Annotated in this window: 11 protein-coding genes; 4 read left to right on the top strand and 7 right to left on the bottom strand. The window is 49.9% G+C overall.

Annotated features, from left to right (window positions below; genetic code table 11):
* Window positions 1-18: 18 nt before the first annotated feature.
* The 3 genes from FFS57_RS17365 to FFS57_RS17355 all read right to left on the bottom strand — a co-directional run bounded on the left by FFS57_RS17365 (window position 19) and on the right by FFS57_RS17355 (window position 2,522).
* The gene (locus FFS57_RS17365; RefSeq protein WP_137939084.1) at window positions 19-678 is read right to left on the bottom strand and encodes a carbonic anhydrase; all 660 of its coding nucleotides are present in this window, start codon (window positions 676-678) and stop codon (window positions 19-21) included.
* 145 nt (window positions 679-823) lie between these two features.
* Window positions 824-1,465: a carbonic anhydrase gene (locus tag FFS57_RS17360; protein ID WP_137939083.1), complete on the bottom strand. Its 642-nt coding sequence runs from the start codon at window positions 1,463-1,465 to the stop codon at window positions 824-826.
* A 163-nt stretch (window positions 1,466-1,628) separates the two neighbouring features.
* Window positions 1,629-2,522 (bottom strand): LysR family transcriptional regulator, encoded by an 894-nt coding sequence (locus FFS57_RS17355; protein WP_137939082.1) that lies wholly within the window; start codon window positions 2,520-2,522, stop codon window positions 1,629-1,631.
* A 71-nt stretch (window positions 2,523-2,593) separates the two neighbouring features.
* Here FFS57_RS17355 and FFS57_RS17350 point away from each other — a divergent pair, with 71 nt between their 5' ends.
* The 3 genes from FFS57_RS17350 (at window position 2,594) to FFS57_RS17340 (ending at window position 7,582) form a co-directional block, all read left to right on the top strand.
* Window positions 2,594-3,892 carry an MFS transporter gene (locus tag FFS57_RS17350; protein WP_249384047.1) on the top strand — a complete coding sequence of 433 codons (1,299 nt, stop codon included), beginning with the start codon at window positions 2,594-2,596 and terminating at the stop codon, window positions 3,890-3,892.
* Between the two features lie 913 nt (window positions 3,893-4,805).
* A complete protein-coding gene (locus tag FFS57_RS17345; protein ID WP_137939081.1) occupies window positions 4,806-5,663 on the top strand; it encodes a class I SAM-dependent methyltransferase in 858 nt (285 codons plus the stop codon).
* A gap of 1,028 nt (window positions 5,664-6,691) precedes the next feature.
* Window positions 6,692-7,582, top strand: coding sequence for a LysR family transcriptional regulator (locus FFS57_RS17340; RefSeq protein WP_137939080.1), 891 nt, complete (start codon window positions 6,692-6,694; stop codon window positions 7,580-7,582).
* A gap of 123 nt (window positions 7,583-7,705) precedes the next feature.
* Here the strand turns inward: FFS57_RS17340 and FFS57_RS17335 are convergent, their stop codons facing one another.
* The 4 genes from FFS57_RS17335 to FFS57_RS17320 form a co-directional block, all read right to left on the bottom strand.
* The gene (locus FFS57_RS17335) at window positions 7,706-8,227 is read right to left on the bottom strand and encodes a phenolic acid decarboxylase (protein ID WP_137939079.1); all 522 of its coding nucleotides are present in this window, start codon (window positions 8,225-8,227) and stop codon (window positions 7,706-7,708) included.
* 75 nt (window positions 8,228-8,302) lie between these two features.
* Window positions 8,303-9,748 carry an FAD-binding protein gene (locus FFS57_RS17330; RefSeq protein ID WP_137939078.1) on the bottom strand — a complete coding sequence of 482 codons (1,446 nt, stop codon included), beginning with the start codon at window positions 9,746-9,748 and terminating at the stop codon, window positions 8,303-8,305.
* A complete protein-coding gene (locus FFS57_RS17325) occupies window positions 9,733-10,581 on the bottom strand; it encodes a TauD/TfdA dioxygenase family protein (RefSeq protein ID WP_137939077.1) in 849 nt (282 codons plus the stop codon). The genes FFS57_RS17330 and FFS57_RS17325 overlap by 16 nt, the downstream gene beginning before the upstream one ends.
* Before the next feature lie 972 nt (window positions 10,582-11,553).
* Window positions 11,554-13,566 (bottom strand): M13 family metallopeptidase, encoded by a 2,013-nt coding sequence (locus FFS57_RS17320; protein WP_137939076.1) that lies wholly within the window; start codon window positions 13,564-13,566, stop codon window positions 11,554-11,556.
* A 647-nt stretch (window positions 13,567-14,213) separates the two neighbouring features.
* On the opposite strand from FFS57_RS17320, the gene FFS57_RS25275 reads away from it, so the two are divergent.
* The gene (locus tag FFS57_RS25275; RefSeq protein ID WP_171014032.1) at window positions 14,214-14,372 is read left to right on the top strand and encodes a hypothetical protein; all 159 of its coding nucleotides are present in this window, start codon (window positions 14,214-14,216) and stop codon (window positions 14,370-14,372) included.
* Window positions 14,373-14,565: the final 193 nt, after the last annotated feature.

Here is a 14,565-nt window from a genome sequence, read left to right as displayed (position 1 = left end):
GGTGTGAAAAGCCACAGGTCAGAAGGCTGGTTTGCGGTCGATCGGGCAGACCATGGGCAGGAAGGTGCCACGTCGTGGTGAGTAGGCCAGTAAAGCACCTTGCTGAATGTCGAAGTACCAGCCATGGATGGTCAATTTGCCCGTTTCGACCCGTTCCCGTATCCAGGGGAATGTTAGTAGGTTTTCCAGCGAGACCAGGATGGATGCGAGTTCTGCAGCTTTCTGCTGGGCTTCGGGAGTAAGTAGGTTGGGATCGCGCAGGACCTGATCACGAGCTGGTTTGGCAATGTTGACCCATCGCCTGAGAAAGCTGTCTGGCGTCAATTGATCGGCACCCTGCATCAGTGCCCGGATACCGCCGCAGCATGCATGACCAAGTACGATGATGCGTGCCACATTCAGGCCGCATACGGCAAATTCCATTGCTGCGGAAACACCCTGATTGGTGGTGCCCTGTTCCAGTGGCGGGACCAAGGCGGCCACATTTCGAATCGTGAAGATATCGCCTGGGTCACAGCCCATCAGCAGGGCTGGGTCGGCGCGAGAGTCACAGCATCCGATCAGCAGAGTGGCTGGATGCTGGCCTTGACGCAGATCGTCAAACAGCTCGGGCTGGTCAACAAAGTATTTTTGCTGGAAATGCTGGAATCCAGCCAGAAAACGCTCGATATCCTGCATGATGATTTCCCTGATGCGAATGTGGGAATAGCTTAGCAAGTAGCATGATCAGGCAGAATTGATCTGACGGTGAGGTCGGGGTAGTTCGTAAGGTGTAGTCAAACTATTGACCCGGCGGTCATGTGTGCCGCCGGGTGGTGGGAGCTTATTTGCTTCCCAGTGAGACAAATTCGCCACTGGGGGGGTGATAGCCCAGTAGGTCGCCCTGTTCAAAGTCAAAATACCAACCGTGCAGGTTCAGCTGACCCTGCTCGACGCGTTCGCGAATCCAAGGAAAAGTCAGGAGGTTGTTGAGTGATACCAAGATAGAGGCCAATTCGCAGGCACGAATCTGTTCTTCGATGGGTCTTTCGCCAAATTCTTCCCATACGCGTTGTCGGGCGGGTTCTGCAATGCCAATCCAGCGGGCAAGGTAACCGGCTGATGCGCTGCCCATGTCATCCTTCATGAGTGCTGCAATGCCGCCACAGTGGGCATGACCTAGCACGATGATGCGCTCCACATTCAAGACCGATACACCGAACTCCAAGGCGGCAGACACGCCCTGGTTGGTCGGACCGACTTCACGTGGCGGGACCAGGTTAGCCACGTTACGGATGACGAACATGTCACCGGGTGCACAATCGGTAATCAGGGCCGGGTCGACACGGGCATCACAACAGCCAATCACCAGGGTGGATGGCTTTTGCCCTTCCTGTGTCAGTCGTTCATAAAGCGCCTTGTCGTCGGCAAAATATTTTTGCTTGAAGCGTTGAAAACCTTGGAGAAACTTGCTGAGATCGTCCATTGAATGTATCCGTGCTGGTTTCTGTCGCCGCGCATTGTGCGGTATGTCGTGTTCGCTGAAAACCGGGGTTTTCCTGGTTGTATGTATGCGATTTCGTGAATTCCACGGTAAATTGTATCGTGACTTGCCCTTTGTTCGCAGTGTACAGAACGTCAAGTGATGCTTACGTTGTCAGATCTGGCGGTAAATGTGTCATGAAGCCGTTCACCAAGGGTGATGCGTCACCTTCGCGTGTGGCAATACCCATTGACAGATATGCACCAACATCGATCAGCGGGACGTATCGGACTCCTTCAACCTTGACACATTCCAAGGGGGAGGGTAACACGGCAATTCCCAATCCGGCGGCAACCAATCCAATCTGGGTGGTAGCTTCACCTGCAACCTGGGTGATTCTTGGCTCAAAACCTTGAGCAGCACATAACTCGCGTAACACCGCAATCAGGCCTGTACCAACACCTGCTGGGTAGCCAATCAGATCTTCTGTTCGCAATTGCGCAATTGAAAGGCTGTCGTTACCTGCCAATGGATGACTCAGGTTGACGACTGCACGTAGGCGATCACGACGTAATTCCTTGACCACAATACCGGCCGCAGGTTCAAGACCGTTGAAGCGTACAAATCCTACGTCGATGCGTTGGTGTAGTAGTGCATCGAATTGATCGAAGGTGAACATTTCATGCAAAGTCAGCGTCACTTTGGGGAAGTATTGGCGGTAGGCGTGCAACGCTGCAGGCAAGACTGGTGTCAGCGGTAGGGACGAGGTAAAGCCGATACGTAGCTCACCGATTTCACCACGTGCTGCTCGGCGTGCTTCCTCTGTTGCATCTCGGGTATCTTGTAAGATCTGTCTGGCCCGCAGCAGAAAATGCTGACCTGCGTCAGTCAACACTACTTTTCGCTTATGGCGTTCGAATAATGGCACTCCTAGCTCAGCCTCCAGCGCTTGGATTTGTTGGCTAAGTGGTGGTTGGCCTATGTGTAGCCGTTGCGCTGCACGGGTAAAATGCAGTTCTTCAGCCACGGTGACAAAGTAACGGAGATGTCGTAGTTCCATTTAATACTTTTAAAGTATTAATTAATGCGAAAATATATATTGGACTGGTTGTTTAAGCAAATCTAAGCTGCATGACAACGCCTTATCTGTTGTCACTGAAAGTTGTCATGTCCACCAGTCGTTCTGTTTGTGCTGATCAAATCCCCTCTGTTGCAGGCTTGACCCAGAATGTGGCTTCTGTTGACCGTTTGAAAGCAGGTACGCCTGCCTTTCGCGCTACAGCACGTGCCATGTTTGTAGGAGGCTTTGCCACTTTTGCCATGTTGTATGGCATGCAACCATTGATGCCACTGTTTTCCAGCACTTTTGACCTGTCTCCTGCTGCCGCCAGCGGGGTGTTGTCATTTTCGACCGGTAGCCTTGCATTGAGCTTGATACCTGCAAGCCTTCTGGCTGATCGAATAGGGCGCAAACAGACCATGAGTGCGGCATTGTTGTTGGGGGCCATTCTGATGGTCATGGGCGCATTTGCCAGTGGTTATCAACAGTTTCTGTTGTTGCGCACTTTATTTGGTATCGCGTTGGCTGGCTTACCTGCTGTGGCAATGGCTTATCTTAGTGAAGAGGTAGAGCCTGGTTCGTTGGGTTATGCAATGGGTTTGTACATTGCGGGGAATGCACTGGGCGGCATGAGTGGGCGTTTCACTGCTGCCATATTGGCTGATTGGGCTGGCTGGCGAGTGGCTGTCGCTGTATTGGGCGGAATGGGATTGTTAGCTGCTTGGGAGTTCTGGCGTAGTCTGCCTGCATCACGTCATTTCATGCCAGCCCGATTCGATGCTGTGCAGTGGCGCAAAGATGCGATGCTTCATCTTCGTGACCCTGGTTTACCAATGTTGTTCTTGTTGGCATTTTTGCTGGCAGGCTGTTTCGTCAGTCTTTACAACTATCTTGGCTATCGGTTGTTGGTTGCGCCGTTCAATCTTGGCCAAGGTGCCATTGGTTTTGTGTTTGCCCTGTATGTGGTTGGGATAGGAGCCTCAACGTGGGTCGGGCGACTGGCTGATCACTTTGGTCGTCGCAATGTGTTGTGGGTGATGATAGGAGCCATGTTGCTTGGCTTGTGGTTGACATTGGCTGATCACCTATTGCCTTTGATACTGGGCATTGCGCTGTTTACCTTTGGTTTTTTTGCTGCTCATGCTGTGGCTGGCAGTTGGGTTGGCCGCCGAGCCTTAAGAGCCAAAGCCTTGGCTTCCGCATTTTATCTGACAGCCTATTATTTGGGGTCCAGCATGATTGGTTCTTGGTCAGGGATGTTATGGCGTACTGGTGGATGGCCCGGCATTGCATCGGCATTGGGCGTGGCGTTATTGGTGTGTGGGGTCATTACACTTAGGTTGCGTGTTGTACGGCCTGTGGTTGCTTAAGGTTGTAATAGGGGGTTGAGTCACCGGCTGTTATCAATGATGCTGATTTACATCGATGATGGCGATTTGAAAGCAAGCTACACAATAGGCCTTGAGGTGTTGGTAGTAGATAGATTCTGGCTTGCGGGGAATGGATCGGCTGGTTTGCCGGACTAGTTGATCTCATCTTTTTAATATTTTAAAAACAATATGTTGCAATAAATTCCTTCAAGTCCATCAGCAAAGTGGTCAACAGGCCAAATCAATGGCTTGTGCAAAGTGTCACCCTGCAAATCGCATGACAAATCACTCGTATATAACGGATTGGGTTGAGCCTGTGAGTTGATGACCTCAAGCCATAAAGCAAAAGTGATAACCCGGATAAGGTAAAAATACAAAACTTTTCTTTTTTCGGTATGCTTCACTATGATCAGAATAGTGTCCTTAAATGCTATTTTGATTATGTCATGATTATCTTTATATTCTTATTTGGTAAAGTGTGATGTTACAGGTTTACCTATGACTGCTTTTGCTGGTCTGGCAACGTCAATTATTTGATATTTGATATTTTTGTCAGTAGGCTGTGGTATGGTGCCGGACGTTGCATTTTTATATGTTTTACATTGTTGGCTTGCGTGGTATTTATTCAAAAATTCTATAGTCTGATAATTGTCATATCATGATGGTTTTTTAACTAACTGAATGTGTTCTGGCTTTTATAAAGAGTGTCATTGCTGTTTCGACTTTTAATATGTGTGATTTATGTTGTTTTTTTGTCATGTATGGCATTTGATTGAATGGGTGATCAAGCGTTAGGGTGTTGTTTTGTAAAGACTTAATTTGCTTTTGGTGGTGAAATTAGATGATGTTTCACTTGAAATGCATATTAAGTTCATTTGTGTCACCTGAATTATGAATCCTTTCTGGGAGGTGGATGGTGGTAGATACGAATATACTTAATGCTCATGCGAAAGAGGTCAGCAGTGGCGAACGCTTTTCTTTTGGGGATAATTGGGCCAATTTTCTAGATGTACTTGATGAGGTGAGAATACAGAATGCTGTTGCTAGCCTCAAAAAAATGCTTGAAGTTGAAACGTTGAAGGGTAAGTCTTTTCTTGATGCGGGTAGTGGAAGTGGCTTATTTTCTCTCGCAGCCAAGCGATTGGGAGCGAGAGTGATTTCCTTTGACTACGATCCACAATCCGTTGCATGTACAAAAGAACTTAAACATCGTTATTTCGAAAATGATGATGACTGGAAAATCCAAACTGGTTCTGTTCTTGATAAAAATTTTCTGAATGGTTTGGGTAAGTTTGATGTTGTGTATTCTTGGGGGGTATTGCATCATACGGGTGATATGTGGTCAGCCATTGCTAATGTCGATTCAAATGTAGCAGAAAACGGAAAACTATTTATAGCACTTTATAATGATCAAGGTGGAGCGTCCAGGCGCTGGGCTGCAATAAAGAAAATGTACAACCGCTTGCCCGGTGGGCTAAAGAATATTTTTGCCGTGGCTGTGTATCTGCCGCTTGAAGTAAGATCTTTTCTTATTCATTTAATCAGGCGCCAGCCTAAGGTTTATTTCGATTATATTAGAAATTACAGTGTGAATAGAGGTATGAGCTGGTGGTATGACAAAATAGATTGGATTGGGGGTTATCCTTTTGAGGTGTCAAAGCCGGAGCAGGTTTTCTACTTTTACAAGGACCGGGGTTATTCATTACTTCAGCTTGTAACCAATGCAGGTGGGATGGCTTGTAACGAATTTGTTTTCCAGAAAATTAAGTAGATATCTTAATTATTCCAAGCTTGTGTTAACGGGCTTATTTGCAGGTAAGCTTGGGTGAGTATATAGCTGTCAGATCCCAGGAGGCCGCATCGGCCCAATGCGATGCCCATTGCTCACAATGCGGGTGGTGGTGCCCGCTCAGGAGCTAATCACTGTCGAGTTGCAATGCATGTTGCTGCTAACCTTGAGTGAGTTGCTGATGTGATTGGAGCGATTCTGAATCCGGATGTCTCCTGCTCTGTGTGGGCTCACTATCGACCCCTGCTAGCGATAGTCTCTACTTGTGGTAACTGAATTTCCTCCATCCATCTCATGCAAGAAACATCTGATGGAGCGGGAGCGACGGGATGAAATCGGGCAGTCCGCCCCAGTTTCCACTCCCGAGTTCGATCAATTGGCCAGCCACCCCGTTGGAACACGCTTCTGATACGGAGCTCTCGTGATTGGTCATCAGTAATGAAACCTTTCATAAGCGATATTGGGCGGCTGGCGTATTTCCGCCAATGTTCATGCTCCCCGTTGGGTGTATCAATCCTCTGCATTGTGTGTTCGACAAGCGTTCACAATGCATATTCGAGGAGGGGCTGCAATTCCTGCCTGATGGCACTTGAATCCACCTTTACTATCTGACAATTACCAAGAAGGTGAAGCCTTGGACGTGGACAGTCTTTTTACCGGTCCACGATCAAAGGCGGAGATCGGTTGCTGTCAAAATTATTTCGTTATATTGCAATGTTGTTTAATAATTAAATATTTGATTTTAAATTAAAAAATTTAATTACATGCTATTGTATGTAATCAATATGTAATTTATTTAGTTTTACTTCACTTTGCTTTAAGTAGTAAAGCATTTACCCACTGAGCGTGCTCGACGTATAAGGATAGCGATATAGTCACGATCAGTTTGGGGTGGTCATCCAGCTATTGATGGGAAATGCGTTGTCGGTATGCGCTTGGCATGGCAATCGTTGCGACGACAGAGGCAGGTAATGTATTGCTTAAGCTTGGTATGGCGAAAGGGATTGGTGATGTTGAATGACTTAAAGCGCATTGCAATATTCAATAAAGTGGTTGAGTGTGGGTCGCTGACATCTGCTGGTGCATCGCTGGGACTTACCAAGTCAAAGGTGAGTGAGCAAGTGACTGTATTGGAATCAAACCTGAATGTGCGATTGTTGAACCGGACTCCACGCAAGATCAATCTGACCACAGAAGGTCATACCTTCTATCAATACAGCCGTGGGCTGTTGCAGGTTGCAGAAGAAGCCATCAGTTCAGTCAATCATCTGTCCTCTGAGGTGTCAGGCACGATTCGAATCGGTGCAACGGTCGATGTTGGAACCTACCTGCTGAACCCATTATTGCCGGCCTTTTGCAAACAATACCCAAAAGTAACATTTGATATTCAATTGGATGATGGTGTACAGGACTTGGTAGAGACCAACCTGGACTTGGTGATCCGCATTGGTGACCTTGCCCCATCATCCCTCATTGGCAGAACGATCGCTCCATTTGAACTCGGTATCTATGCCTGTCGTAGTTATTTGGAGCATAGGCCACCAATCAAGCACATCCAGGATATCGAGCAACATGACTGGGTTGTGCTTACCCGGCTGAATTTGCCCAATCATGTACTCTCGCTGGTCAATCAAAATGGCGACAGCCACCATATCAAAACCAGCCCTAAGCATTTCTGCAATGCCCCTCTTGGCGTGATGTCAATGGTACAGCTAGGAATGGGTGTAGGCCTGATTGCCAATTTTTTGGTAGACCAAATCCAGGATTCCAATCTCATCCGCTTGTTTCCCGATTTTTGCCAGAAGGGACAGGCTATGAATATATTGTATCCAAGCAGGAAAAATCTTGCTCCTCGTGTCCGCTTGTTGATTGATTACTTGATTGATGCCCTGCGTGCGTAGTGTTTCACCACCTGACAGACACTTTGCCCCCTAGGCGAGGTGAAATATTGACAAGCTTGATGTCATGCTTGCAGCCAATACTGCCAATAGCACCAAGCAAGACACAATACGGAGTCTATGGATTTAAGGCAGTAGATTTCTGTCCGGCAAGCTGAATGGATAGTTATCCGGTAGTTCGCTGGGTGGGCAAGCAATGACCTGCTCGTTATTGATGCCGCAGTCGCGAATGTAGAGCAGCGTTGCAAAACTATCGATAACCTCTGTTGGATAAATGGGGCCTGCGTCACGATACGCTTCCATTTCTTTCAGGTGGTCATTTTGATAGCAAGCTATCTTCTCAGGTGCCTCTACGATCCATCGAGGGAAGTAAATCGCCCCATGTACGATATAGTCCTGAAGGTTTAACGTGAGGGCAACACTCGTTCCTGTCGGTTCTACCCAAGAGACCCGATATATATCCTTAGCCACTCGAACAATGTTCACATGCTGGTTTTTTACCCAGCGTCCTCCCACCATTCCACTGTGGACACGATAATCAATCATAGATTGATTTTTAACATAGAGCTCGTAGCGCCAACCTTTTTCGTAGGTATAGATAAAACTCTTACCCAAAAAATGGCTTAGATTTGCTCGGTCAAAACGCATGCACATACCTCTGTTTACCAAAAATCATCAAATCAGGTTGGCAAAATGCATGGCTGCAATTGCCAACCTGACTTGTCACTGCAAGTGGCGCTGTTCAAACATGCTGTGGAGCTGTGTTGATGGCGTCACCGATTCAATGTAGGCATCGGGCCTGACCAGTACAGCCTGACCGTTATACGGGGTGTTATCTGCCCAATAGCCAGCATCAGATTTTTGCGATGCAATCTGAATCACATTGACAAATGGCGGTACGTCGACTGGCAATTCAACTTCGCTGAAGATCAGCAGCGTGAAACGGGTGTAATCCAGCAGTGAGTACAGGCGTGTCTTGATAGCGCCGTCGTGCATTTCAAAGTCATGTATACGAGCGCCTTCTGCGCCGCCATTGCCATAGCGAATCCCCATGCCTGTAATGTTGCCGGCTCGTTTTTCCACAATTTTCACGTAATCCTGAGCGTGGGTACCGGTTTCCGAGTACTTGGTCGATCGCACCAATTCACCCGAGCTATCGATCACACTTCGTGCAACGGGTTGACGCTCATCTTCATAGCTCTGCAGGAGCTTGGCAGGTGCCCAGCCCTTGAGCGTCATATTGATTTTCCACATCAGATTGAAGGCATCGGCAAGCCCGGTATTGAGACCCTGGCCACCATTGACCGAGTGGATATGGCAAGCATCGCCCGCCAGGAATACCCGATCATGTACCCAGTATTTTTCTGCAACAGATTCTTTTACCGAGAACTGCGAGAACCAGACAATCTCCTTAAAGCGCAATTGATGCGGCTGCATGGCCCGATTGATCTTGGCGATGGCTTCTTCCTGCGTAAAATCCTTGGTGTCCATCCGGACATAGAACCGATCGATTTCCCCTTCCCGAGGAATCCAGGCCACATCCGATGTTTCCGCCTGGAAGACGATGATTTCAGGTACCTTGGGAAAGTCGGTATCCAGTACGCCATCAATCACTGCCCAGACAATTTGCGGGCGAACGACTTCGAACGGAATGCTGAAGTGCTTGCGGACAAAGGATTGCGAGCCATCTGCGCCAATGACGTACGTTGACTGGATGGTGTCCCCACTGGTCAGGGTGGTCAGACATCCTGCCTGATTGAGTTCGATATTCTCTACGGATGTGGTGCGCAGGACGGCTGCGCCCATTTCGTTGAGTTTTCCGTCCAGCAGTTTTTCCACAAAAGACTGGCCTAGCATCAAGAAGTGCTTGTGAAGACAACCCTCCAGTGCATCCCACCAGGCAGACTGTCGTGAGATGAATTTGCCATCTGCCCAGACTGAGCTGGTATTGCAGGGTTTGCCCAGTGGATACAATGTGTCGAACAGCTTCGCCACTTCAAGCAATTGCAGGCTTCGTGCATTCAGTGCATCGGCTCGGCCCACCTCCAATGGCCCGTTTGATTTATCGATGATGATTGTGCGTAAACCGCAGAGTTGCCCCAGATAGGCACACATCAGCCCGACTGGGCCCGCCCCAATGATGACGATATCAGTTACTTTTGTGGACACGCGTAAGACTCCAGGCTGGGGTTATCGTAAGGTGGATTGCTGAGCACCTGAACGCGCCGGATATGGCGAGGGGAGTGGGAGACAAAGGCTTCTCTGCCATGTAGCAGGGAGAAGTTGTCGGTGATCACAATATCCCCGGTCTGCCATTCATGTGCGTAGAAATTTCGCGGGTCATAAAGTGCCTGCCGCAGCGTTTCATGAAACGCCAGTACCTCTGCTTCCGGGATGCCCGAAAACGTCATGTTCACCGGATTGATCAGGTCACCCTTTTCCTTGAAATGGGGCTCGTTGTATCGGATGACCGAATGGTCTTTATACGGATGCTTTGTGATGATGGGCGAATTGGTCCGGCTATCATAAAACTCCATCTTTCGCTGATAGTGTCCTGTTACTTTCTTCCAGAGCGCGACATGCTCAGCCGGGGCATTTTTCAAAGCCAGCATGGTGGAGGAGAAGGTGGTTCTCCCGCCGCAGCCGGGCAGTGGCGCTTCGACACACTGGAAAATCTGGTACTCCGGCACTTGTGGGCGATACATGCCATCCCAGTGCATGGGCATGTAGCTGCTGTCAAAAATGTGATCATCTGGATTTTCCTGCTGAACCAGTTCAAGCACTTTGCCGAATGGCCATACGCTGACCTTGCCCCAGCGCTCACAATAATCCGCCAAGGCATCGGGAGTGTCGAACGTCGTAAATCCCCGCAATGTCACAATGTGTGCCTGTCGAAAAATCTCTCGCAGACTATTGATATCCAGATCATCTACTTTTGTCTGTTTGCTATCGGCCTCTATCAGTGCCCCAAAAGGCTTGAGGTAGTTCACCGTGTAACTCATGTACATGACCTTTGTAGTTGAAAGTGTGTCTCATCTGAATTGGCAGCCAACACTTTTATCGGAAAATATACCCCGGATCTACCGTAGAATTGATTCACGATGCAATCATCCAGCGATTGACGTGATATTTAGGTGGAGCGGGTATATGCTTGTGAAGCAGCGTGTTGGAGATGATTTAAATCAACAGCATTTTGAAATTCAAGCTATAGCCCGATTATTTGTGGAATTTCATATTTTGACTAGATGACAAAAACAGAACCCAATGTTACCGATATCGGAACATTCATGGCGACTGAACGTGATAGCCCTTGATTCCAGCATTGTTGCAATTGGGCAGTAGCGCGGGGGCGCAGGAAGAAAACGGTGATTCGCGTCGATTTCGTTAAGGGTACCAGTCTTGGCAGAATGATTCCCTGTCATTACACCGGTCGTCATTAGGTAGGGCCAATTCAGGCTCGTACAGGCATAAGGTCATTCCATTACGCATAGTGCATACGGCATGCTATTTTACGTATCCTATTGATTTGTATTTATGTTTTCGTTGCTGGTGGGCTGGCGTGGCGTTTTTGCGACCAATGGTTTTTAAGGGCTGAGAGTCTGTTCAATGTCTTATTGCGCGACCACGATCAGGGCTCATGTGCTGCTCAATATCCTCATGTATCACACCGACACCATGGCTTTTGCGCTGGGTTTCACCCTGCTGGTGGCCGCTCATCACAGGCCTTGAACAGGTTCTGAAATGACGTGTGTGCCGGAATGGCATAAGGCGCTTGCCGACCATTGCTTAGCGCTACTTCACTTTACTTGAAGTGGTAAGGTATTGACTGAGTGTGCGTAGTTGGCATAGCGGCAGTCGATTCAAGGTAATTTCCAGTCTACTGACTGGATGTAATGGAATACTGAGCCAATGGCCCGTGTTGCAAAAAACCGGATCTGTCCCAAGAGGGCATCCGGTTCTTTGCAGCGAACCACCTACCAGATGCGGATGCGATCCGTCTCTGGCTTGAACATACCATCGCCTGGTTTGGTGCTGAACGCCTGATGGAAGGCATCACTGTTCATCACTGGGCCGATGGCGCGGTAGTTGTTGGGTGCGTGTGCACCGGCGGTGAGATGTTTCAGGAGTGCGGGTTCGCGTACTTTACCTCGCCAGAGTTGGCCAAAACCGATAAAGAAACGCTGTTCGCCGGTAAAGCCGTCAAGGGTTTCTGAGGGTTTGCCATTAAGGCTGAGTTGGTAGGCCTTGAAGGCGATCTGCAAACCCGATAGGTCGGCAATGTTTTCGCCCACCGTCTGTCGACCATTGACGAAGTGCTTCGGTAGCGCTTCATAGCCGTTGAACTGTACCACCAACCGGTTGGCCAGCTTCTTGAAGCTTTTGCGGTCTGCCGGCCGCCACCAGTTGCGCATCTTGCCGTCACCGTCGTATTGGCTGCCCAGGTCGTCGAAACCGTGGCTGATTTCGTGGCCGATCAGGGTGCCGATGGCGCCGTAGTTCACGGCATCGTCAGCATCAGGTTGGAAAAACGGAGGTTGTAGCACGGCGGCTGGAAATACGATCTCGTTCAGTGGCGCATCGTAGTAGGCGTTGACTGTTTGCGGCGTCATTCCCCATTCGTCGCGATCGACCGGTTTGCCGAGCTGGGTCAGCTTATCTCTGTACTTGAACTGATTGATGCGCAGCACGTTGCCGATTAAGTCGTCAGCATGGAGTTCCAGGTTGGTGTAATCGCGCCATGCGCTTGGGTAGCCTATCTTGGCCCGGTACTTGGATAGCTTGTCCTTGGCTGCAGCTTTGGTGGCCGGGCTCATCCAGTCGAGCTGGTCGAGGCTTTGGCCATATGCTTTGAGCAGATTGCCAACCAAGATTTCGAGCTTGGCCTTGGCTTCAGCTGGGAAGTACTTGGCCACGTAGAGCTTACCGATGTTTTCACCTAGCGAGCTGTTGACTATTTTAATGGCACGTTTCCCGCGCGTGGTCATTTGTGCCATGCCGCTTAAGGTCTTGCCGTGAAATGCAAAGCGCGCCTCGACGAATGGCTTGCTCAGCAGATGCGCGGTGTCATCAAGTACACGTAAACGCAGGTAGTCACGCCAGACGTCGATTGGCTCGCTCGCCAGCAGTTGCCCCACCGCTTTGACATAGCTCGGCTCGCGAACGTCGACTTCCTGGACCTGCCCCATTTCTGCACCGTCAAGGAGCACTGTCCAATCGAATCTGGGTGTCGCCTTGGTCAGGCTGGAACGCTTGAATTTGTTGTGGGACTTGTAAGGGTCACGCAGTGCTACGCTGTCCCATTGGTTCTTGGCGAGCTGACGTTCCAAGGCCAGTACCGCCCTGGCGCGGCGTTCTGCTTCGGGGAAGCTCGCTAGGCGCAACAATGTTTCCAGATAGCGCAAGTATTCGGTGCGGGTACTGTGGAAGCTGGCACTGTCCTCCAGATAATAGTTGCGGTCGGGCATGCCAAGACCGGACTGGTCGACCATCACCACGTACTGGGATGGATTGTTGTCGTCAACGTTAACGTAAGGCCGTAGCGGTGTCTGGATGTCGTATACCTGCAAGCGACCGAGCAATCGGGTCAATGCCTTGCGGTCGGTAGCAGCATCGATCTCGTCCAGCAGCGGCTTGATCGGCTCAAGGCCGAGTTGGTCGGCCAGTACCTCATCCATGAAGCTTTGGTACAACGCAGCCATCTGCCGGGCCTCGGTGCTGTTGGGGTGGGCAACTGCTGCTTCAACCATTTCACCTACCCGTTGTTGCGACAGTTTGTATAGTTCGTCCATCGCGCCCCAACTGCTTTCGTCGCCCGGAATCTCCGTGTTTTTGATCCAGTTACCATTGACGGCTTGGAATAGATTGTCCTGAATACGAACGCTGCGATCAAAATGGTCGAGTTCGATGCCGGCGTGTCCAGGGGAAGCTGCTGCGGCAGGCAAGGCCAGTATTAGGAGCAGGAACAGGCGGCTCGGGCGGAGAATCATCTTTCAGTATCCTTGTATTGGCAGATAGAAACAACGGCTCGACAAGAACCCGCGATTCAAGTGTGGGTACAAAAGAGCCGGTCATCGTGAAACGACAGGGCATCAGACTGCACTGTCACATGCACACCTGGAATTTCGCAGCGGAGGTGACCACAGTGACGTGCGGCAGGGCCTGTCTAACCGCCACAACATGCCGCTTGATACACGAGGCTGTCTTGCTGGCATCGCAGCCTTTGGGCTCTGTTGCGTCGGTGTTCTTATGATGAAGTACAAATGCACTGTACGCCACTTGGACAAGGCTTCGGGAGGCCTTGTCCAATGGCATCCACCCCAGAGTCAATACAGTACTGCGTAAATGCTTCAAGTAAATCCATGTATTGCTGGCTGATGTTTTACGGGCACTTTTCAACAATGACTTGATGACTACGAATTGTTCACGGCTGATGTCGCCTGGATGGCTTTTCTCATCCCGGGCGTGCCTCACATTCAACTGTCCGTAGAGGTTTTGAGCAGCGTTGAACACGTCGAGATGGCAGGGCCGGCAGACTGGTCTTGCTGCGCTTGAGAAAACACAGATTGGCCTCATCGGCCTGCGTGGTCACGCGTCCTCGGCCAGATCGTCGAAGCGCTGTCACGGGGCGGCGGCCATGTCGTCTGTTGCCCGGCCGATGGCGGAGGGCATCGCCGATTCCATGGTGCTGGTGCGTACGTTGCTGACTGAGTTGACGCAGATTGCCACCATGCCAATCCAGGCAGCAACCGTGGGAGCAGCCACTCGGCAGGTGTTACGAACAAACGGGCCCTGACTGGCCTGTCGTCGTGGCATCGCCACAAGGTCGTGTCCCGACCTGAAAGCCCATATTCAAGCCAAAGGGGGTGTCGCGTACAAAAATAATTTCAATGCCTACATTGCCAAATCGGCATGCACATCTCCGCCATGTGGATTGCTAAGGTTTTGTTACCAATCAGGAATGCCAATGCTGCTGGAGGCGTGGGTGG

The organism is Chitinivorax sp. B (genome assembly GCF_005503445.1).
Taxonomy (GTDB): Bacteria; Pseudomonadota; Gammaproteobacteria; order Burkholderiales; family SCOH01; genus Chitinivorax.
This window is presented reverse-complemented; position numbering and strand designations above follow the sequence as displayed.

Coding starts and splice junctions, on each gene's coding strand:
- FFS57_RS17365 (WP_137939084.1), bottom strand. CDS start 678: ATGCAGGATATCGAGCGTTTTCTGGCTGGATTCCAGCATTTCCAGCAA.
- FFS57_RS17360 (WP_137939083.1), bottom strand. CDS start 1,465: ATGGACGATCTCAGCAAGTTTCTCCAAGGTTTTCAACGCTTCAAGCAA.
- FFS57_RS17355 (WP_137939082.1), bottom strand. CDS start 2,522: ATGGAACTACGACATCTCCGTTACTTTGTCACCGTGGCTGAAGAACTG.
- FFS57_RS17350 (WP_249384047.1), top strand. CDS start 2,594: ATGACAACGCCTTATCTGTTGTCACTGAAAGTTGTCATGTCCACCAGT.
- FFS57_RS17345 (WP_137939081.1), top strand. CDS start 4,806: ATGGTGGTAGATACGAATATACTTAATGCTCATGCGAAAGAGGTCAGC.
- FFS57_RS17340 (WP_137939080.1), top strand. CDS start 6,692: ATGTTGAATGACTTAAAGCGCATTGCAATATTCAATAAAGTGGTTGAG.
- FFS57_RS17335 (WP_137939079.1), bottom strand. CDS start 8,227: ATGCGTTTTGACCGAGCAAATCTAAGCCATTTTTTGGGTAAGAGTTTT.
- FFS57_RS17325 (WP_137939077.1), bottom strand. CDS start 10,581: ATGAGTTACACGGTGAACTACCTCAAGCCTTTTGGGGCACTGATAGAG.
- FFS57_RS17320 (WP_137939076.1), bottom strand. CDS start 13,566: ATGATTCTCCGCCCGAGCCGCCTGTTCCTGCTCCTAATACTGGCCTTG.
- FFS57_RS25275 (WP_171014032.1), top strand. CDS start 14,214: ATGTCGTCTGTTGCCCGGCCGATGGCGGAGGGCATCGCCGATTCCATG.